This is a genomic window from Streptomyces sp. NPDC002698, from assembly GCF_042888945.1.
Taxonomy (GTDB): Bacteria; Actinomycetota; Actinomycetes; order Streptomycetales; family Streptomycetaceae; genus Streptomyces.
This window is the reverse complement of sequence record NZ_JBIAQM010000018.1, coordinates 107,650-127,539: the sequence shown is the minus strand read 5'-3', so window position 1 is coordinate 127,539 and position 19,890 is coordinate 107,650. Positions and strand designations below refer to the sequence as shown.

Sequence of the window (19,890 nt, the reverse complement as noted above, 5' to 3'; positions counted from 1 at the left end):
TGCCGGGCGCCTCCGTCCGCACGCCCGGCCGCCGGATTCACCGCCGCAGGGGAGGCTCGATGGCGAGCACGCGATCGCGCAGGACGGGGAGCTCGGAACGCATCCGGGCGACCTGGGCCATGTCGCATTCCACCGTCAGGGTCTCCTCCGCGGTGCCGGCCTCGCCGAGGGCCGTTCCCCAGGGGTCGACGACCACGCTGTGGCCGGCCTGCGGCATGTCGCCGTGCGTGCCCGTCGCGCAGCAGGCCAGCAGGAAGACCTGCTCCTCCAGGGCCCGTGTGCGGGTCAGGAGCCGCCAGTGGGTGAGCCGGGCGGCGGGCCACGCGGCGGGCACCGCGATCAGCTCCGCGCCCGCGTCGAGCAGGCCCCGGAAGAGTTCGGGGAAGCGCAGGTCGTAGCAGATGGCGAGGCCGACCACGCCGAAGTCGGTGGGCACGGTGACGATGGCGTCGCCCCCGCCCATCAGGGTCGCCTCGCCGGTGTCGAAGCCGTACCGGTGGATCTTGCGGTAGCGCCCCCGCAGGTCACCGTCCCGGTCGAAGAGCAGTGCCGTGTTGTACAGCGTCCCGTCCTCGCCCCGCTCGACGACGGATCCGGCGTGCAGCCACACTCCGGACTCGCGGGCCGCGGCGGACATGGCCGCCGCGGTGGGGCCGTCGACCCCCTCGGCTTCGTGTTCCCAGCGGTCGTAGGCCCACGCGCCGGCCGCCCAGAGTTCCGGCAGGACCACCAGATCGTCCCCCGCCCTGCCGCGGATCAGCGCGGCCGCCCGATGTCGGCGCTCGTCCGCGGAGTCCGAGGAGTCCACGGACAGCTGGATCAGCGAGGCACGCATGGCTGTCACCTCCGGGACCGCGCCGGCGGTCCAATGAAACCCGTCCCTACGAGCGTAAGGAGGCACCCGCGTTTCCCGCCTCCGGTGGGACGGCGCGCTCCCGGGCGGTGACCTCACCGGCGACGTCCGGCTCCGGGCGTCCGCGGACGCCCGGCGGCAGCCGTTCGGTGAGCCGTTCCGGGAGGGCGGCCGCCCCGGCGGTCTCCGCGCCGCCCTCTTCGTCTCCCCGGCGGCCGCGGCGGCGGTCCGACCCCGCCCGAAGGGCTTCGCGGAGCTGCTGCGCACGCCGTTCTGAGCAGGCACAATCGATCGTCGTACGACGCCGACGGGGTCGTACGACCGTCAACTCGGCCCAGCAGCAAGGAGAACACGGTGAACACCTCGTCCGTCACACCGCACCGCATGGACCCCGCGGGCGGCTGCCCGCACGCCGACAACGCGCGGCTGCTCGCGCGCGGTGCCGTCGCGACGGTGGTACTGCCCGGTGAGGTGGAAGGCGCGGTGGTGCTCGGGCACGAGGCACTGAAGGAATTCCTCGCGCACCCCGATGTCGCCAAGGGCGCACGGCACTTCACGGATCTGCGCGAGGGACGCATAGCCGCCGGCTGGCCGCTCATGACCTTCGCCACCGTGCAGGGGATGACGACCGCAGACGGGGACGACCACCGGCGCCTGCGGTCCCTCGTCAGCAAGGCGTTCACCCCGCGCAGGGTCGAGCAACTGCGCCCCCGCGTCGAAGAACTGACCTCCCGTCTGCTCGACGGTCTGCACGCGGCGGCCCTGGAGGGCGGGGGAACGGCCGACCTGCGCGCCCACTTCGCGCTCCCGCTGCCGATGGGCGTCATCGGCGAACTCCTCGGCGTCGACGCCGAGTACCGCGACCGGCTCCACCATCTGACGAACCAGGTCGTCGCCACCGACATCGGCCCCGAGCAGGCCGTCGCCGCCAACCACGAAATGGTGGCCGTGCTGAGCGCCGTCGCGGCCGCCCGCGCGGAGAACCCCGGCGATGACCTCACCAGCGCGCTGATCGCCGCCCGCGACGAGGACGGCGACCGGCTCAGCCGGCCGGAACTCCTCGGCACCCTGGTACTCATGATCATCGCCGGGCACGAGACCACCCTGAACCTGATCACCAACGCCGTACGGGCGCTGTGCGGGCACCGGGAGCAGCTCGAGTCCGTCCAGAAGGGCGAATCGAGCTGGGGGGACGTGGTCGAGGAGACCCTGCGCTGGGACGCCCCCGTCAGCTATTTCCCGTTCCGCTACCCCGTGCGGGACCTGACCGTCGACGGGACCGTCATTCCCCGGGGCACGCCCGTCCTCGCCGGCTACTCGGCCGCGGGACGCGACCGGACCGCCCACGGAGCGGACGCCGACCGCTTCGACATCACCCGCTCCCGGCGGCCCGACGCCGTCCGCCACCTCTCCCTCGGGCACGGCGCCCACTACTGCCTCGGCGCGCCGCTCGCCCGGATGGAGGCCACCGTCGCCCTGGAGCGGCTGTTCACCCGCTTCCCCGGCCTCGACCTCGCCGTGCCGGAGGGGGAGCTCACCCAGCAGGCCAGTTTCGTCGGCAACAGCGTCCGGGTCCTTCCCGTGCGGCCCGGCACCCCCCGCGACTGACGGCGTACGAGAAAAAGTTTTCGCCGGCTGTCGATTCGCCGGATCCCCGTCCGTCGGTGGGGTGCAGGAAGTTCACGAGCACCAGGAGGAACCATGAAGTACATGCTGCTGGTCTGCGGCGACGACACCGCCGACGCCTCCGGGATGGCGCCCGTCGGACCGTGGGTCGAGGAACTGGGCGCCGAGCGCGGCGTCCGGCTGCACGGCCACCGGCTCCGGCTGCCCGCCGACGCGGTCACCGTCCGGGTGCGCGACGGCGAAGTGCTGCGCACCGACGGGCCGTTCGCCGAGACCAAGGAGTACGTCGCCGGCTTCGACATCCTCGAATGCGCCGACATGGAGGAGGCGGTCGAGGCCGCCGCGAAGCACCCCGTCGCGACGATCGGCGCCATGGAGATCCGTCCGTTCTGGTACGACGAGGACCCCGAGGGCGAGATCCGCCGCCTCGACGCCGAGCTCACGAAGGCCCTGCGCGAACGGGACATCGACCGGGCGATGGCCTGCTACGCCCCCGACGCCGAGGTGTTCCACCTCGTGGCCGGCATCGAACAGAGCGGTGCCGACGCCCTGCGCAAGGCGCAGGAACAGTGGTTCGCGACGCTCGTCGGCCCCGCCGACCGCGAGGTGCTCGACTTCCGGGTGCGGGTCGACGAGAGCGTCGCCTTCAGCCACGCCCTGGTGCGTCTGCGCGCCCCGCTCGTCGACGGCACGGCACTGGACACCACCGCACGCGTCACCACGGGCTACCGCGCGGCCGGCGACCGCTGGCAGATCGTCCACGAGCACACGTCCGTGCCGTCCGCCGCGGGCCGCCCGCCGGCCGGGGAGACACGGCCGTGAAGTACGCCCTGTTCATCTGCACGCCGGCCGGCGGCGAGGAACTCGGCCCCGAGGAGCTCGCCGACGACCCCCGGTTCACCTCGTACGCCCAGGAGGCGCGCGAGCGCGGCATCGTGATCGGCGGCGCCCGCCTGCGGCCGGCCGGCGACGCCACCACCGTCCGGGTCCAGGGCGACGAAGTCCTGCTCGGCGACGGACCGTTCGTCGAGTCGGAGGAGTACGTCGCGGGCATCGACATCATCGAGGTCGCCGACCTCGACGAGGCCATCGCGCTCGCGTCCCGGCATCCGGCGGCGCTGGGCGGCGGTTCGGTGGAGGTGCGGCCGCTCTGGGAGTGAACGACGGAGTCGAGGAGGCGGTCGCGGCCGCGTTCCGTGAGGAGTGGGGCCAGGTCGTCGCCACCCTGATCAGGGTGACCGGCGACTGGGACCTCGCCGAGGAGTGCGCGCAGGACGCCTTCGCCCAGGCGCTCGGCCGGTGGCGGCGCGACGGAGTACCGCGCCGCCCCGGCGCCTGGCTGACCACGACCGCCCGCAACCGTGCCCTGGACGTGCTGCGCCGCGAGGCGGTCGGCGCGCAGAAGCTGCGGGAGGTGGCGGTGTCGGCACGCGACGAGGGTCCGTACGACCCGTACAACATGTACGACGCGTACGACCCGTACGAACCGGATTCCGGCGACGGGAGCGGGGTCGGCGACGACAGGCTGCGGCTGATCTTCACCTGCTGCCATCCGGCGCTGGCCATCGAGGCCAGGGTGGCGCTCACCCTGCGCACCCTGGCCGGGCTGACCACGCCGGAGATCGCGCGCGCCTTCCTCGTCCCCGAGGCGACGATGGCACAGCGGCTGGTGCGCGCCAAGCGGAAGATCCGCAACGCGGGCATCCCCTACCGCGTACCGCCCGCGCACCTCCTGCCCGAACGCACCACCGGCGTCCTCGGCGTGCTCTATCTGCTCTTCAACGAGGGGTACGCCGCCACGGCCGGGGCCGATCTCGTGCGCGCGAACCTCTCGGCGGAGGCGATCCGCCTCGCCCGTGTCCTGGCCCGCCTGATGCCCGACGAGCCCGAAGTCCTCGGGCTGCTCGCGCTGTTGCTGCTCCACGACGCCCGGAGCGGCACACGCGTCGACGCCTCCGGCGACCTGGTCACGCTGGAGGACCAGGACCGTACCGCCTGGGACACGTCCGAGGCGGACGAGGGCGCCGCACTCCTGGAGACCGCCCTGCGCCGCGGGCGCCCCGGCCCGTACCAGATCCAGGCCGCGATCGCCGCCTGCCACACCACCGCCACCACGGCCGAGGAGACCGACTGGGCCGACATCGCCGGTCTCTACGGCGAGCTGCGGCGCTTCGTGCCCTCCGCCGTGGTCCGGCTCAACCGGGCGGTCGCCGTGGGCATGGCCGAGGGCCCCGACGCCGGGCTCGCCCTGGTCGCCGAACTGGAGGCGGAGGGCGAGCTGGACGCGTACCACCTGCTGCCCGCCACCCGCGCGGACCTGCTCCGTCGCGCCGGACGCACGGTGGAGGCCGCCGAGGCGTACGACAGGGCCCTCGCACGGGTGGAGAACGCGGCCGAGCGGAGATTCCTGGAGAAACGGCTCGCGGAGTGTCGATCGGCGTAGGGGCTCTTCGTGGGTTTTGAGTTTGGATACCGGAGAAGGCTCGCCAGGAAAGGCCCAGGCCAACGCTTCTGAACTGGGCTTTTCTTGGTTCCTTGATTGACGCATGGTCTAGGTCACTGCTCAATGGAGCGGGAAACCGGGCCTGATGGGTCCAAGATGGGTCCCGCATGAGGTCCAACGGAGCCGGTCAGGCCACCCGGCGGCGCCGCTTCTTCAGCGCGCTCTTGTTCGCTGCCTTCTCCGGCCGTTCCGCCGTCTCCAGCGCGGTGTGTCCGACCTTTGCTGCTGCTGCGGCCTTGCGGTAGGCCGTGACGAGGTCCAGGACAGAGGCCCGTCACCCGCCGAAGAGCCCGACCCCGAAGTCACGCGGCCTCCGGGTGGCGAGCCCGGACCCGACTCCATCCCGGGGCCGAAGGCCGCCGACGAGAACAACCGCGAAGTGGACGATCAACCCGCAGGCGAGACGAACCCCACCACAAATCGGCGCCCGCGCAACCGCACCCCCAAGCGCCGAAGGCCGGCTCCACCTGACTACGTACGAGTCGACAAGGGAGCGCGGCCCGCGCCGCGCTCCCTATGGAGCGTCATGAACAACGACACCGGACGCATCGCCCGCCGGTGCCGTCACACCTTCCGCCGGAGCGCAGACAAAGAAGGCCTGCGCCGGACCTGGTTCATCGGGTTCTTTGCAAGCCCTGAGCAGCGAAAACGCAAGGTGAAAGATCAGGCTGAGTTGTCCAGTCGATCAGCATCACGCCGGCGCTGGCGCCACTGGCCAGACCGAAAAGGGCGATCTTCGTCCCGGAGCGGAGGCGGTCCTGTTCGCAGGCGAGGGCGAGTTGCAGGGGCAGGGTGGCGGCGGCCACGTTGCCTGTGCGGGAGAAGGTGGGCACGACCGTCTCGGGCCGGACGCCGAGGCGCTCGGAGAAGGTGCGCACGAACGGCACGGACGGCTGGTGGACGCAGACGAGGCTGAGCTCGCCGGGATCGGTGTCGTTCTCCTTGAGCCACTGGACGGCACGGGCGTCCAGGCCGAGGAAGGATGCCAGGAGTTGCTCGGAGTCGATGTCCAGTCCGCGTGGCAGGCCGGGGGCCTGGTAGGGGTTGAACAAGGTGGCGGCGGGCCAGCCGGTGGAGTTGGCCATGAAGGTGCTGGCGATGATCCCGGGCTCGGTACCGGCTTCGACCAGGAGGGCCGCGCCCATATCGCCACCCGTCATGGAGGCCAGTGCGGTCCGCATCTCGTGACGGCTGGTCATCTTCCAGCGGCTGAGCCGGCTCAGGGTCTCGCCGCAGGCTACGAGGACCCGCCGGTAGCGGCCGCAGACGATAAGGGCGTCGGCGACTTCGAGGGCGTTCAGAACGCTGTTGCAGGCGTTCGAGACGTCGAAAACGGGGCAGGTCAGACCGGTTTTGGCAGCCACGATGTGGGCGTTGGCGGGTTCCTGGACATCGGCGCTGACGGAGGCGAACAGCAGCAGGTCGATGTCGCCGGGCTCCAGCCCGGCCTGAGCCAGTACCTGGAGGGCGGCTCGGGAGGCCAGGTCGGAGGGCAGGACACCGTCGTCGGCCACGAGGCGCTCCTCAAGCCCGTACATCCGGCGCAGCAGCCCCGCGGGAATGCGCAGAGCCGGGCTGTGCTCGCGCAGCCGGTCCTCGATGGCCTCGCAGGTCTGCCGTCCCTCGGGCAGGTGGACCGCGACCTGCGTGATCTGGCTGCAGGCGTTCATGCCACCACTTCCACAGCCGCGCCGTGCGCTCCCTGCGCGGTGCGCGGCAGGCCGGTGACGGCGTGCTTGACCCGGTCGGAGAGCCACAGCGGAGACATCGTGTGGAGCGGAATGAGGAAGCGGGCGTCGAGGCCGACGGTGTAACGGGCCCTGGGGCGCCGGGCGGACAACGCGCGGGCGATGACCCCGGCCACCGGCCCGGGCCCGGGGACGCGTTGGTTGACGGCGGTGAACAGGTCACGCGAGCGGTCGTAGCCCGCCGCGCCGTCGCTGGGGTCCGCGCCGGCGAGGTCGGCGACTGCCCGGTCCAGCATGGCCGTCGCGAAGGCGCCGGGCTCCACCAGCGACACCCGTACCCCGGCGTGCGCCATCTCCACCCGCAGGCAGTGCGTGATCGCACTCAGAGCGTGCTTGCTCGCGCTGTACCAGCCGCCCATCGGCCACGGCACCCGCCCCAGACCTGAGGACACGTTCACGATCCGGCCCCCGCCCCGCCGCCGCATCCCCGGCAGGGCCAGCCGGCAGATCCGCATGGCACCCAGAAGGTTCACTTCCAGCAGATGACGCGCCTGCTCATCACTGACATCCTCCACCCGGCCCGCCTGCGGCACGCCGGCGTTGTTCACCACCGCCCAAGCGCCACCTGCGGTCATCTCCTCCACCGTGGCCATCGCTTCACGGCAGGAGACCGGGTCCGCCACATCCAGCACCACCGTCCGCAGCCGGAGCCCCCGGCCCGCGGCGGCGGCAACCAGGGCATCCGCCTTCTCCTGGCTGCGCGCGGTGCCGATCACATCCCAGCCCGAGCCGGCCAACCGCAACGCCGTCGACGCACCGATACCGCCCGTCGCCCCCGTGACCACCGCACTGCGTCCCGCGCAGCGATCGGCCGAGGTGCCCGCCAAAGCCATCATGCCTGCCTTCACATCCCTCACGGCCGTGCGCCCTGTGCGCCATCGCGCCCAGTGATCAACGAGCCGGATGGCGTACGGATGCGGCAGGACGCATAGGGCAACTGCTGCGTCGCCCGCCAGGACGGGTGGTCAGCGAGGACCACGGTGGCGTGGGCGAAGACGGTGGCAATTCAGGATGAATCAAGAGGTGAAAGCGCCCACTGAACGATGACCAACCCCGCCCGCCGACACCCGTGGGGGTCTCGGCGGGCGGGGCCGCCACAGTCAGGCGGAGTTCGGTCGGTTCTGGGGCCGGCGGGGCGGCGACACCGGGGCGGTTGCTGTTGCTCCGTCCCAGTCCCAGTCCCCCAGTGGTGGTCTACCGCTTTGATGCTGCCCTCCATTTCAACGTTCCCTTCTTCGCGGCCCGAGTGAAGGCAGTGATCGACGAGCACAACCCGCAGCGCGGTGGATCGTCGACAACCTCGAAGCCGTGACCTGTATCGACGCCACCACCGTCGACGCCCTCGCCCAGTTGCGCGCGGACAAGCACGTGCATCGTCCTTGCCTTGGCCCGTCCCAAGGCCTTCCTGCGCAGGGTCTTCGCCGACACCCGCCTCACCGACCTCGGCGGGAGCGGCTGTCTCCCACAGTTCGCGCGGCGGTCGCCGCCTTCAGGGCGCCGAAGCAAGAAGGTGAGCGGCGCTTGGTGACGAGAGACTCTGCGGCCAGGCCATTCTCCGTGACCGTCGGCAGTCTCGGCCGACATCCAGGGGGCGGTGGGCGACAGCGGTGTGAGTGGACGAGGTCGACCCGGCGCTCACTGGGCTGTTGGAGGGGCACCGCTGCCCGATTGGACGAGCGGGCGGTCCTGGAGCCTGCACGCGGGCTCACGGCCTAGGAATGTAGTGCCTTGGTGCCGACGTACGGCAGGTGAGGGGAGACGGAAGTGACCTCGATCGTGGACAGCGGTGGGGGGCTTGCGGCGTTGCCGCTCCTGCGTGGCCAGAAGGCCACGGGTACCGGGGCGAATTCGGGCATCGGACTGGCCACGGCGATCGCGCTGAACCGTGCGGGGGCCGACGTGGTTGTCAACTACGTCGCCGGACAGGATGCCGCCGAGGACGTCGTCCGGCAGATCCAGGCCTTCGGTGTACGAGCCTTCGCGCAAGAGGCGGACGTGTCCGACAAGGGCCGGTTCGTCGGAATGTTCGCCCGTTCCGCTACCTGGACCTCGGCAGCGCGGCCCACATCTCGCGGGGCCGGGCCGTCGTGAAGATGGGCCGCTTCCACGCCTCGGGATTGATCGGCCGGCTGATCTGGCTGTTCATCCACATCGTCTTCCTCACCGGGTTCCGCAGCAGGGTCGGCGCGCTGCTCAGCTGGGCGGTGGTCTTCGCCTCCGGATCGCGCCGCGAGCGCGCCTTCCCCGCGGCGGTCCCGCATTCCGCCGCCGCGCACGTCCTCTCCCCGTCCGGTCCACCGGCTGACCCCATCGCCCGGCACGAACCACCGAGGCCCGCATGAACACCGCCGCACACTTCTTGGCGAACACTCCCGCGCAACTGCTGCCCGCCCGGGAACTCATGGCCTTCACCCTGGCCTCCCACATCATGCTCGTCCCGTTCGGCGTCGCACTGCCGTTCATCACGCTGGTCATGCACTACCGGGGTCTCCGGAAGAACGATCCGGTCGCCATGTTGCTGGCCCGTCGCTGGTCGGCCGTGATGGCCGTCCAGTTCGCCGTCGGCATCGTCACCGGCACCGTGCTCTCGCTGGAGTTCGGCCTGCTGTGGCCCGGCATGATGGGCCGCTGGGGCGACGTCTTCGGCCTCGGCTTCGGCGTCGAGGCGTGGGCGTTCTTCCTGGAGGCGATCCTGATCGCCATCTATCTGTACGGCTGGCGCCGGTTGAAGCCCAGGACGCACTTCTGGCTCGCCGTCCCGCTGCCTCTGACGGCCCTGCTGGGCGCGTTCGGCATCATCGCCGCCAACTCCTGGATGAACACCCCGCAGGGCTTCACCCTCGACGCCAGTGGGAAGCCCGTGAACGTCGACGTCCAGCAGGCGATCTTCACACCGATGTTCGGCCCGCAGTACTGGCACTTCGTGGTGGCGATGTTCCTGACCGCGGGCTACGTGGTGGCCGGCGTGTACGCGGTGGGGTGGCTCCGAGGCCGCCGTGACCGCTACCACCGCCTGGGATTCACCGTGCCGTTCACCGTCGCGGCGATCCTCACTCCCGTGCAGTTCGTGCTCGGTGACGCCATCGCGCGGGCGGTCTTCCACAAGCAGCCGATCAAGTTCGCCGCCACGGAACTGGTCTGGAAGACCGACACCCATGTGCCGGAGTACATGTTCGGGCGCCTCCAGGAGGACGGCAGCATCAAGGGCGGGCTCAAGATCCCCCAACTCGACTCCATCCTCGCCGGGTTCAGTCCCAAGACCAAGGTGACCGGGCTGACGTCGGTGCCGGCCTCCGATCGCCCCACCGTGACGCAGGCGACGATCGCCCACTGGGCCTTCGACATCATGGTGACGATCGGGAGCGTCCTGATCCTGCTCGCCCTCTGGTACGCCTGGTGCTGGTGGCGGCGCCGCGACCTGCCGAAGTCCCGGTGGTTCTTCCGTTGCGCCGCCGTCGCCGGGGTCGCCAGTGTGATCACCGTGGAGTGCGGCTGGATCACCACCGAGGTCGGCCGCCAGCCCTGGATCGTCTACCAGAACATGCGCGTCTCCGAGGCGGTCACCCCGACGGGCGCCGGCGCGCTGTGGACGATGTTCGGTGTCATGGTCACGGTCTACGTGCTCGTCTTCGGGTCCTTCCTCGCCGTGCTGCTCAAGATGCGTACGCGCTGGCGCCTCGCCGACTCCGGCTCCGCCGGAGCGCCGACCGAGGGCCCCGAGTCGCACACGCCGTACGGCCCGCGCCCGGAGCCGGCCGCCACCGCCGGACACGGTGACCACCGAGCACCCGGGAGCGACCTGTGACCGCCACCGTCGTCGCGTGGGTCCTGCTGCTCGCGGTCGCCGCCTACGCCTGCGGCGGCGGCGTCGACTACGGCGCCGGGTTCTGGGACCTGCTGGCCGGTGGCGCCGATCGCGGCAGACGCCCCCGCTGGCTCATCGACCACGCCATGGCGCCGGTCTGGGAGGTCAACAACGTCTGGCTGATTTTCATCGTCGTCCTCATGTGGACGGGTTTCCCGGTCTTCTTCCAGACCGTGTTCACCGCCCTGTGGCTCCCGCTCGCGCTGGCGGCCGTCGGCATGGTCCTGCGCGGCGCCGGCTTCGCGCTGCGCAAGCCCACCCACCGCCTCGCCGAACGTCGGATCTACGGGGCCATGTTCGCCGTCTCGTCCCTGCTCACCCCGTTCTTCCTGGGCACGGTCATCGGCGCGGTGGCCTCCGGACGGGCCGCACCGGGCACCACCGCCTCGACGGACGTCTGGGCCCACACCACCTCGGTCATGGCCGGCCTGATCACCGTCGCCGCCACCGCCTTCCTCGGCGCGGTGTTCCTCACCGTGGACGCCCGCCGCTTCGAGGCCCACGACCTCGTCGGCTACTTCCGTCTGCGCTCCTGGATCGCCGCCGCCGTGCTGCTGGTCCTCGGAGCGATCGGCCTGACCGTGACCGACCCGCACGCGAGCCACGTTCACCACGGGCTCACCCACGGCGCCGGGCTCGCCCTCGTCATCGCCGCCGCGGTGGCCCTGGCGGTCACGGCCTGGCTGGTCGCCGGCCCGGCCGCCGGCTGGGCACGGTACAGCTCGGTGGCCGTGGTGGCCCTGCTGGTCGCCGCCTGGGGGTTCGCCCAGCGGCCCTACCTGGTGCCGACGTCGCTGACCGTCCAGCAGGGTGCAGGGGCGAGCGCGACGATGCAGTGGATGATCATCGTCGCGGTCGTCGCCCTCGTGTTCATCGGCCCCGCCCTGGTCGTGCTGTACCGCCTCGACACCCACGGCGTGCTGCAACCCGTCCCCGAAGAGGACGGTGCCGAATGAACGGTGACGACGGCCGACGGTGACAGCGACCCTGGTCCGTGCCACGGTGCCTGCGTGGCCGGGAACCCCGGCCACGCACAACAGCGGAACCACCGTGGTGACGGCCTTCGAACTCGCCTTCGATGTCGAGCTGATCGCCCGCAGCGAGTGGCGGCACCCGGCTCGGCACGCGCATGCACCATTTCGTCGGGCAGGGTGGCACGCCAGGAGGGGGCGCAGTGACATCGAGTGAGGTTCTGCTCGGCATCGGGGTGATCGTGGCCCTCGCCGTCGGTTGCCAGCTGGTGGCGAGCCTGCTGCGGGTCCCGGCGATCCTTCTCCTGCTGCCGGCCGGTTTCGTCGCCGGCGCGCTGACCGACGACGTCAACCCCGAGAAGCTGCTGGGCCCCGCGTTCTCACCGCTGGTCTCGCTGGCCGTGGCGGTGATCCTCTACGACGCCGGACTCGGGTTGAACCTGCGACGCCTCAAGGGCCACACCCGCAAGGTCGTGGTCCGGCTGATCTGGCTCGGTGCGCTCATCACCTGGCTGGCGGCCGCCCTGCTCGCGATCCCCATCGTCGGCATGTCCAGGGGCGCGGCCGTGATGCTGGGCGCCATTCTCGTCGTCAGCGGCCCGACCGTCGTCGGGCCCGTGCTCAACTCCGTGCGGCCGACGGAAAGACTGCAACGCGTCCTCATCTGGGAGGGCTCTCTGATCGACCCGATCGGCGGCATCCTCGGGGCGTTCGTCTTCCACGGCGTCCTGGCCGGCCAACAGCACGGCCCCGGCAGCCAGCTCGGAAAGTTCAGCGCCAGCATCGCGGTCGGCCTGGCCGGCGGAGTCATCGGGGTGACTCTCCTCTGGCTGCTGCTGCGTCACCTCACCCTCGACGAGGTCCTCTCCACGACGCTTCAACTTGCCTCAGTGGTCTTGGTGGCAGCGGTCTGCGACGCCTTCCGGGACGACACGGGCCTCATCGCCGCCGTCGTCATGGGAATGGCCCTGGCCAACCTGCCCGGACTGGACATGCCAGCCCGCCGGCCCTTCTTCGAGACAATGGTCTCGCTCATCATCGGTCTGCTGTTCATCTCTATCTCGGCCACCGTCACCCCGCAGTCCCTGCGCCACGTGGCGCTGCCGACCCTCGGCCTCGTCGCCGCCCTCGTGCTGGTGGTCAGACCGCTGGTGGCGCTGCTCTCCACCTTCCGCACCGACGTACCGTTCCGGGAGCGGTGGTTCATCGGCTGGATGGCCCCGCGCGGCATCGTCGCCGCGGCCACCGCCTCCACCTTCTCCGTCTCGCTCGTCCAGGCGGGCATCGGCGGCGCGCAGAAGATCCTCCCCGCCACCTTCGTGGTGATCGTCGCCACCGTCATGGTGTACGGCCTGACGGCGCTCCCGGTGGCCCGGTGGCTCGGCGTCCGTCGTTCGGCCCGGTCACGCCCGCTCCTGGTCGGCGGCGACCCCTGGGTGGTCCAGCTGGGGCTGGCCCTGCGCTCGGCGGGCCTGGACGTGCTGATGTGGGCGGGCCTCGATCGCGAGCGCCGGAGTATCACGGACGCGGGCCTCGACCTGGCTCCGGGCCAGTTGCTCGCCGCCGCCAGTGGTGCCGGTGCCGAACTGGAGGGCATCACGGATGTGTTGCTGCTTACCGACGAGGACGACTTCAACGCCCTCGCGTTCATGACCCTCAAGGAGACGGTGGAAGGTCCCGTCCATCGCCTGGCACCGCCCACCCGCAGCCATGGCGTCGTCGCCCCCTACACGGGCAGCGAGGCATTGTTCGGGGAGGGGCTCAACCGGCCCGCGCTGGCGCGCCGGTACGCGAACGGCGCGCGCATCGTCACCCACCGGGCCGACGGGGGCGTCCCGGCCGGACACGACGTGCTGTTCGTGGTGCGCCCGGACGGGCGGCTCTTCGCGGCCACCGAGACGAGTGTGCCGACGGCCGGTGGCGGCGACGTCGCCATCCTGCTGACGCCAACGGCCGATCCGTCGCGGTAGGGATCCGTTCACGGCAGCCCGCGGTACGGCTCCCGTTCACGGCATTTCTGCCGCATGCCCGCGGGCAACCTGGGCGCATCCGGCGGACGTGCGTGCCGCGTGGGGGCCAGAGGCAGCGCGGGTCCAGGGGTTCGGCTCAGCGGATCCGCTCGGTGATGTGGTCGCCGACGCGCAGGGCGTTGGCGATGGCGGTGAGGGACGGGTTCACGGCGCCGATGCTCGGGAAGAAGCTGGTGTCCACGACGTAGAGGTTGTCCAGGTCGTGGGCCTTGCAGTTCACGTCGAGCGCGGAGGTCTGCGGGTCGGTGCCGAACCGGACGGTGCCGGCCTGGTGGGCGGTGGCGCCGATCGGCATGCCCTTGTGCAGGTAGAGGCTGTGCGGCAGCAGGTGGTGCGGGTGCATGCCGAGTTTGCCGAGCATGCCCCGCAGCTTGTGCTGCAGCCGCTTCAGCCCTTCGATGTTGTTCTTCTCGTCCAGGGCGAGATGGATGTCGCCGTTGCCGTCCAGGGTGACGCGGTTGTCCGGCTGGGGGAGGTCCTCGCCGCACAGCCAGAAGTCCACGGCGTGGTGGGCGAGCACCTCGAACGGCATGTCCGGTGATGTGAGTCCGGCCCAGCGCGGTGCCTCGCCCTTGATCTGGTCGGTGTCCGACTTGCCCAGCATCTGGATGCCGCCGAGCGGGAACTCCCAGTCGTCCGCGCCCAGGTACCAGTCGTTCAGGGCGAGGGTCTTCTGGAACTGTGTGTCGTTCGGCTCCTTCGACACCGCCATCAGGGCCAGGTTGTTGTGCCGCATGTAGTGGCGGCCGACCGTGTCGGAGCTGTTGGCCAGGCCGTTCGGGTGCCGCTCGTTCGCCGAACGCAGCAGCAGCGCGGCGGAGTTCACCGCTCCGCAGGCGACCACGACGATGTCGCCGTGGAAGCGTGACTCGGAGCCGTCCTCCAGCTCGGCGACCACGCCGGTGACCGCGCGTCCGGTGTCGTCGGTCTCCAGCTTGCGGACGTTGGCGCCGGTGACCATCCGGACGTTGGCGTGCTCCAGCGCGGGCTCGACGCAGATGACCTGGGCGTCGGCCTTGCCGCGGACGAGGCAAGGGAATCCGTCGACCCGGTTGCAGCGGATGCACACACTGCCGTGGGTCGCACCGCCGTTGGCGTCCTGGGTGAGGTTGACGCCGATGGGCAGGTGGAAGGGGTGCAGGCCGTGCTTCTCCAGGTCGTCGCTGAGTTGCTGGATTCGCGGTTCATGCCGCACGGGCGGATGGGCGTACTGGGCGCTGACCGGCCCCTCGCCCGGATCCTCGCCGTGGTGCCCGTGGACGAGGTAGAGGTGCTCGGCCTGCGTGTAGTACGGCTCCAGGTCGTCGTAACCGATGGGCCAGGCCGGGGAGATGCCGCCGTGGTGGCGCAACTCGCCGAAGTCCTCGGGGCGCAGACGGAACAGCGCGGCGCCGTAGAACTTGGTGTTCCCGCCGACGTAGTAGTTGACCTCGGGCGGGAATTGCTCACCGTGTTTGTCGTACCAGAACTCGGGGGCCCGGTACTTGCCCTTGACGAAGACGGCGGTCGATTCCCAGTTGTCGCGCTCGCGGGGAAGATAGCCGCCCCGCTCCAGGATCAGGACGCGTCTGCCCGTGGGGGCGAGGCGGTGGGCGAGGGTGCCGCCGCCTGCTCCGGTGCCGATGACGATGACGTCGTAGTGCCGGTCGTCGGACATGTCGGCCACCTCGGTGTCGTCGGGGCAAGGGGTGCTGCCGGTTGGTGGATCGGGGGTCGGAGGATCGCGATGGGGTTCACGGGGGAACCGGTGGCCTGGGGGAGACGCAGGGCGCGATGACGCACAGGAACGACCAGCGGCCCTCCTGCTCGCCCAGCGGCACCAGGTCCTCGAACTGGAGGTAGTCGAGGAGGTGGAGCCCGAGCGCGTGGACGCCCAGCACGTGCACGGGAAGTCCACGCCGTCGGTGACGCTCGGGGCGGTGTCGTTGTTGCCGTCGCCGCCGAGGACGGCCACCCGGCGCTCGGCGAGGAACTCCATCGCGGTGGGGTGCAGTCCGGCGCGGGTGCGCGCGGCGTCCCAGGGGCCGTTCTCCGTACGCCGGCGGCGATGGCCGACCCGGACGAACAGCAGGTCGCCCTCACCGACCCGGACGCCCTGGTCCCGCTCGCAGGCCCGCAGGCCGTCGGCGGTGACGCGCTCCGGGGTGATGGTGGCCAGTGCGCCCAGGGCGTCGCCCGTCCCCAGGTGCGCGAGGCGCCCGTAGAGCTCCTTGGAATCGTCCTGGCTCTGGCGCGGTTGAGTATGCCTCTGCTGGTGTGCGGGCATGAACATCGCTCCTGGGGCCGGTCAGCCACGCTGCTGGTCGAGGGCCTCGTCCAGGGTGCTCGCGGCCATGATGAGCGACAGGTGGGTGAACGCCTGCGGGAAGTTGCCGAGTTGCTCACCGCTGGGGCCGACCTCCTCGGCGAAGAGGCCGACGTGGTTGGCGTAGGTGTGCATCTTCTCGAACGTGTACCGGGCGGGCCGCAGCCGGCCGGCCCGGGCGAGTGCGTCGACGTAGAGGAAGGTACAGAGGCTGAAGGTGCCCTCGGAGCCGCGCAGTCCGTCGGGCGAGGCGGCCGGGTCGTACCGGTAGACGAGGCTGTCGGACACCAGGGTGCGGTCCATGGCGTCCAGGGTGGACAACCAGGACGGGTCCTGCGGGGCGACGAATCCGACCCGGGGCATGAGCAGCAGCGAGGCGTCCAGGACGGCGTCATCGCCGTAGTGCTGGACGTACGCCTGAGTCTTCTCGCTCCAGCCGTGTTCCATGACCTGCAGCAGGATGGCGTCGCGGGCCTTCGTCCAGCGCTCGGTGTCGGCCGGCCGTCTGAACTCGGCAGCCACTTGGAGGCCGCGGTCGAAGGCGGCCCAGCACATGACCCGGCTGTAGGTGAAGTCCTGGCGGCCGCCGCGGGTCTCCCAGATGCCCTCGTCGGGGCGGTCCCAGGAGTCGGCCAGCCAGTCCAGTGTCCGGGAGAGCACCTTCCAGCCGCTGTAGCTGGCCTGGCGGGCGATCTCGCGGCCTTCGGACAGCGCGTAGAGGGCTTCGCCGTAGATGTCGAGCTGCAGTTGGTCGGCGGCCGCGTTCCCGAGGCGTACGGGTGCGGACCCCCGGTAGCCCTTCAGATGACCGAGGATCTCTTCACTCAGGATGGGCTGTCCGTCGACCCGGTACATGATCTGCAGGGGTTCACCGTCCTTGCCCGCGGATTCACGCAGCCGGTCCCCGAGCCAGTGGGTGAAGTCGGTGGCCTCCTCGACGAATCCGAGGTCGAGCAGGGCACGTACGGACAGCGAGCCGTCGCGGACCCAGGTGTAGCGGTAGTCCCAGTTCCGTTCGCCGCCGACCTGTTCGGGCAGGCCCATGGTGGCCGCGGCGACGGGTGCTCCGGTGGGGGCGTAGGTGAGCAGTTTGAGGGTGATGGCCGAGCGGTTGACCATGTCGGGCCAGCGGCCTCGGTAGTTGGAGCCGCGCACCCACTTCTGCCAGAAGTCGGCGGCGTCCCACAGTCCTTGGGTGATCCCGTCGGCGGTGGGAGGCGGCGGGGCCTGTCCGTCGGCGTCGCAGACGGTCAGGACGACCGCCGCCGTTTCGCCGACGTTCAGCGTGACGGAGCCGCGCAGGTCATCGCCGTCACGTTCGACCGGGAAGGTGCTCTGGAGGTACGCGCAGACACCGGGCGCCCTGAAGACGGCGGCCTCGGGGCGCACGTCGAGGTCGTGCGTGGCCCGGCCGTAGTCGAAGCGCGGGCGGCACTCCATGTCGAAGCGCACGGTGCCGCGCACCGCGCGCACAGCTCGGATCAAGGTGTGCCGGTCGGTCGGGGTGCGGCTGGTGTTCGGCGGCATCCAGTCGAGCACCTCGCCCACGCCGTCGGGGGACATGAAGCGGGTGACGAGGACGGCGGTGTCCGGGTAGTACAGCTGCTTGCAGCTGGCCTCCGGATCCGCCGAGGCGATCCGGAAGTAGCCGCCGCGGTCATGGTCGAGCAGCGCGGCGAAGATGCTCGGAGAGTCGAAGCGGGGCGCCGCGAACCAGTCGACGACGCCCCGCGAGGTCACCAGCGCGGCGGTCTGCAGGTCGCCTATGAGGCCGTGCTCGGCGATGGGCGCATAGCGGTCCATGAATGTCCCCAGGTCAGAGCGGTCCTTGGGATTCACTATCGGCCAGGAGCACGGGACGCGCCTGTTGTCGGCGGTCCACCCGCACGACTCTCGCGGGAATCGCAGACAGTCGGCAACCTCGCGCGCGGTGTTGCCGTGGAGGGCCGGTCCGTGTGAGGGATCCTGCACAGACCGGCAGCGCGCCGTGACACCGGAGCTCGTGGAGGTTCAGGATTTGGACATGATCCATGTCCGTGCGGTGAGCCCGCCGGACCTCACCGACCAGGTCGTCGATTTCCTCTCCGGCGACCCCTCGGTCCTGGATCTGATCGTGCAGCGCGGCGCGGCGCGCAACCCGGACGGCGACGGCATCGTCTGCGACGTGCTGACCGGCGCCGCGAACGACGTCCTGCGGGCCCTGCGCGCATTCCACCTGGACAGCCGGGGCTCCATCGTCATCGAGCCGGTGGACATGGCCTTCGTCGGCGGGGGCACCGCGGCCGCACAGGGGATCGGGGCACTCACCCACGCGCCCGTCTGGGATCAGGTCGAGGCACGGATCAGGGCCCAGGGGACGTACGCGCCGAGCTTCTACCTCTACCTCGTCATCGCCGGTCTCCTCGGTGCGGTCGGGATCGTCACCAACTCGCAGATCCTGATCGTCGCGGCCATGGTGGTCGGTCCCGAGTACGGGGCGATCGTCAGCATCGCCCTGGGCGTCGACCGGCACAACGGGCCGCGGATCCGCCAGGGGCTGCGCGCGCTGCTCGTGGGCTTCCTCCTGGCCATCGTCGTCACCTTCCTCTTCGCCCTGCTGATCCGCGCGTGCGACTTCGAGTCGAAAGCGTTCAGCCTGGGTCTGCGGCCGGTCTCCGACCTGATCGACACACCCAACTTCTTCTCGTTCGCCGTCGCGGGCCTGGCCGGGATCGTCGGCGTGGTCTCGCTCACCGAAGCGAAGACCAGCGCGCTGCTGGGTGTGTTCATCTCCGTCACGACCATTCCGGCCGCCGCCGACATCGCGGTCTCCGCCGCCTTCGGCAGTGCGAGTTCGGCCTGGGGCTCACTCGTGCAGTTGCTGGTCAACATCATCGTGCTGATCGTGGTCGGTACCGCCACGCTCCGCTGTCAGCGGGCGCTCTGGCGCCGGGTCGCCCTTCGCCGCGCACGTACGAGCAAGCCGTAACGACCGCTGACGGTCCGGCGCCCTGCCGACAGTTGCGCGTTGCTTGTACCTCTTGGTGGGCTCTCAACGTGCCCAGAGAACGAGCGGAGTTGCCGGTCGGGCCGTGAACGTCAGCGCGCCGATCCCTGTCCTGGCCGCAGAAGGGGTGGAACAGGACTCAGGGACTCACTCCCCCTACCCGGTGCGATCCTCACTCCCCCCACACCCTTATCGCCTGGCCGTGCTCCCTGGAGCGGAAGGCTTGCGCAACGTGAGTGTGCCGTCCGCGGCACACGGCCTCACAATGTTCTGGTATGAGTCTTATCTACCGGATCGGGGGCATCCGTGAAGGATCTCGAATTCGAGCACAAGCGGTCGCTGTCACGCCTTGAAGCCGCCGATCAGCTCGCAGCCCTCGCGGCCGCGCTGCGCCATGGCGGCCGAGCCGAACTCCAGCTCGGCCCCGGCAAGCTGAGCGTGCACATTCCCGACGAGCTGCTGAGCGAAGTCGAGGTGGAGGTGGGAGACGACCAGATCGAGCTGGAGATCGAGCTCAAGTGGTCGACAGCGCGGCCCGACTAGGTCCAGAAGTCCTCAAGGTACAAGTCCGACATCGCCTGGCAGTTCTCGGCGGAGCGTGGCTGGATGGTGCCGGCGCACACACTCCGGCCAATGCCGAGCGGGTGAAAATCCTGTGGGCCAAGAAGACCTGAGCCGCGAGCAGATCGAGCGTCTGACCCAGGACATCACCGACGCGTGCGCCACCTTGGACCACAAGGCTGCGACCACCGCGGTGGAGCGGGCTCAAGTCAAGCGCGGCACCGGCTACTGACCCGGCCACCCGCATCCTCATGGGCGGGCGAAGAAGTCGCTCCCCGCTGCCGAGGATCGAGGGCTCAGGCCGGATCCAAGCGGGTCTGGGCGTGCACCTTCATCTGCTACGGCGCGGCTTCCTCGAGATCGAGCCGGCGCCATCACGCTCTGGTGCCGGCGGGAGATCTGGCGCCGGGTCAGTGCTCGACGCGCACACGCCTGCCTCCAG

The 19,890-nt window shown here is 70.6% G+C and carries 16 protein-coding genes and 2 pseudogenes; 12 read left to right on the top strand and 6 right to left on the bottom strand.

Annotated elements, in window-relative coordinates; genetic code table 11:
* Positions 1-37 precede the first annotated feature (37 nt).
* Positions 38-835 carry a carbon-nitrogen family hydrolase gene (locus ACFYW9_RS24725; protein ID WP_389154229.1) on the bottom strand — a complete coding sequence of 266 codons (798 nt, stop codon included), beginning with the start codon at positions 833-835 and terminating at the stop codon, positions 38-40.
* Positions 836-1,237: 402 nt separating this feature from the next.
* Here ACFYW9_RS24725 and ACFYW9_RS24720 point away from each other — a divergent pair, with 402 nt between their 5' ends.
* The 4 genes from ACFYW9_RS24720 to ACFYW9_RS24705 all read left to right on the top strand — a co-directional run bounded on the left by ACFYW9_RS24720 (position 1,238) and on the right by ACFYW9_RS24705 (position 4,922).
* Positions 1,238-2,461: a cytochrome P450 gene (locus ACFYW9_RS24720; protein WP_389154317.1), complete on the top strand. Its 1,224-nt coding sequence runs from the start codon at positions 1,238-1,240 to the stop codon at positions 2,459-2,461.
* A gap of 93 nt (positions 2,462-2,554) precedes the next feature.
* On the top strand, positions 2,555-3,301 hold the full coding sequence (locus ACFYW9_RS24715; RefSeq protein ID WP_389154226.1) for a nuclear transport factor 2 family protein: 747 nt from the start codon (positions 2,555-2,557) through the stop codon (positions 3,299-3,301).
* Positions 3,298-3,639 (top strand): YciI family protein, encoded by a 342-nt coding sequence (locus tag ACFYW9_RS24710; RefSeq protein WP_389154314.1) that lies wholly within the window; start codon positions 3,298-3,300, stop codon positions 3,637-3,639. The genes ACFYW9_RS24715 and ACFYW9_RS24710 overlap by 4 nt, the downstream gene beginning before the upstream one ends.
* Positions 3,630-4,922 (top strand): RNA polymerase sigma factor, encoded by a 1,293-nt coding sequence (locus ACFYW9_RS24705; RefSeq protein WP_389154311.1) that lies wholly within the window; start codon positions 3,630-3,632, stop codon positions 4,920-4,922. The genes ACFYW9_RS24710 and ACFYW9_RS24705 overlap by 10 nt, the downstream gene beginning before the upstream one ends.
* Before the next feature lie 674 nt (positions 4,923-5,596).
* On the opposite strand, the gene ACFYW9_RS24700 is transcribed toward ACFYW9_RS24705, so the two are convergent.
* Together ACFYW9_RS24700 and ACFYW9_RS24695 are read right to left on the bottom strand one after the other, a co-directional pair.
* The gene (locus ACFYW9_RS24700) at positions 5,597-6,652 is read right to left on the bottom strand and encodes a 3-oxoacyl-ACP synthase III family protein (RefSeq protein WP_389154223.1); all 1,056 of its coding nucleotides are present in this window, start codon (positions 6,650-6,652) and stop codon (positions 5,597-5,599) included.
* The gene (locus ACFYW9_RS24695; RefSeq protein ID WP_389154220.1) at positions 6,649-7,587 is read right to left on the bottom strand and encodes an SDR family NAD(P)-dependent oxidoreductase; all 939 of its coding nucleotides are present in this window, start codon (positions 7,585-7,587) and stop codon (positions 6,649-6,651) included. Before ACFYW9_RS24695 ends, ACFYW9_RS24700 begins: the two co-directional genes overlap by 4 nt.
* 907 nt (positions 7,588-8,494) lie before the next feature.
* On the opposite strand from ACFYW9_RS24695, the pseudogene ACFYW9_RS24690 reads away from it, so the two are divergent.
* From ACFYW9_RS24690 to ACFYW9_RS24670, 5 genes and pseudogenes are all read left to right on the top strand, one after another.
* Positions 8,495-8,764 (top strand): annotated as a pseudogene (locus ACFYW9_RS24690) (SDR family NAD(P)-dependent oxidoreductase); the annotation flags it as partial.
* A gap of 53 nt (positions 8,765-8,817) precedes the next feature.
* On the top strand, positions 8,818-9,072 hold the full coding sequence (locus ACFYW9_RS24685) for a hypothetical protein (protein WP_389154217.1): 255 nt from the start codon (positions 8,818-8,820) through the stop codon (positions 9,070-9,072).
* Positions 9,069-10,535 carry a cytochrome ubiquinol oxidase subunit I gene (locus ACFYW9_RS24680; RefSeq protein ID WP_389154214.1) on the top strand — a complete coding sequence of 489 codons (1,467 nt, stop codon included), beginning with the start codon at positions 9,069-9,071 and terminating at the stop codon, positions 10,533-10,535. Before ACFYW9_RS24685 ends, ACFYW9_RS24680 begins: the two co-directional genes overlap by 4 nt.
* Positions 10,532-11,551, top strand: coding sequence for a cytochrome d ubiquinol oxidase subunit II (locus ACFYW9_RS24675; protein WP_389154211.1), 1,020 nt, complete (start codon positions 10,532-10,534; stop codon positions 11,549-11,551). Before ACFYW9_RS24680 ends, ACFYW9_RS24675 begins: the two co-directional genes overlap by 4 nt.
* A gap of 218 nt (positions 11,552-11,769) precedes the next feature.
* Entirely contained in the window at positions 11,770-13,536 is a 1,767-nt protein-coding gene (locus tag ACFYW9_RS24670; protein WP_389154208.1) for a cation:proton antiporter, read from the top strand.
* 136 nt (positions 13,537-13,672) lie between these two features.
* On the opposite strand, the gene ACFYW9_RS24665 is transcribed toward ACFYW9_RS24670, so the two are convergent.
* The 3 genes and pseudogenes from ACFYW9_RS24665 to ACFYW9_RS24655 all read right to left on the bottom strand — a co-directional run bounded on the left by ACFYW9_RS24665 (position 13,673) and on the right by ACFYW9_RS24655 (position 17,704).
* Positions 13,673-15,253 (bottom strand): GMC oxidoreductase, encoded by a 1,581-nt coding sequence (locus tag ACFYW9_RS24665; RefSeq protein ID WP_389154205.1) that lies wholly within the window; start codon positions 15,251-15,253, stop codon positions 13,673-13,675.
* A 59-nt stretch (positions 15,254-15,312) separates the two neighbouring features.
* Positions 15,313-15,736 (bottom strand): annotated as a pseudogene (locus ACFYW9_RS24660) (cyclase family protein); the annotation flags it as partial.
* A 147-nt stretch (positions 15,737-15,883) separates the two neighbouring features.
* The gene (locus tag ACFYW9_RS24655; protein WP_389154202.1) at positions 15,884-17,704 is read right to left on the bottom strand and encodes a glycoside hydrolase family 15 protein; all 1,821 of its coding nucleotides are present in this window, start codon (positions 17,702-17,704) and stop codon (positions 15,884-15,886) included.
* 214 nt (positions 17,705-17,918) lie between these two features.
* Between ACFYW9_RS24655 and ACFYW9_RS24650 the strand changes: the two genes are divergently transcribed.
* The 3 genes from ACFYW9_RS24650 (at position 17,919) to ACFYW9_RS24640 (ending at position 19,680) form a co-directional block, all read left to right on the top strand.
* Entirely contained in the window at positions 17,919-18,869 is a 951-nt protein-coding gene (locus ACFYW9_RS24650) for a DUF389 domain-containing protein (protein WP_389154308.1), read from the top strand.
* 324 nt (positions 18,870-19,193) lie between these two features.
* Positions 19,194-19,430, top strand: a complete 237-nt coding sequence (locus ACFYW9_RS24645; RefSeq protein WP_384241090.1) for an amphi-Trp domain-containing protein — start codon at positions 19,194-19,196, stop codon at positions 19,428-19,430.
* A 112-nt stretch (positions 19,431-19,542) separates the two neighbouring features.
* Positions 19,543-19,680 (top strand): hypothetical protein, encoded by a 138-nt coding sequence (locus ACFYW9_RS24640; protein WP_389154199.1) that lies wholly within the window; start codon positions 19,543-19,545, stop codon positions 19,678-19,680.
* Positions 19,681-19,890: the final 210 nt, after the last annotated feature.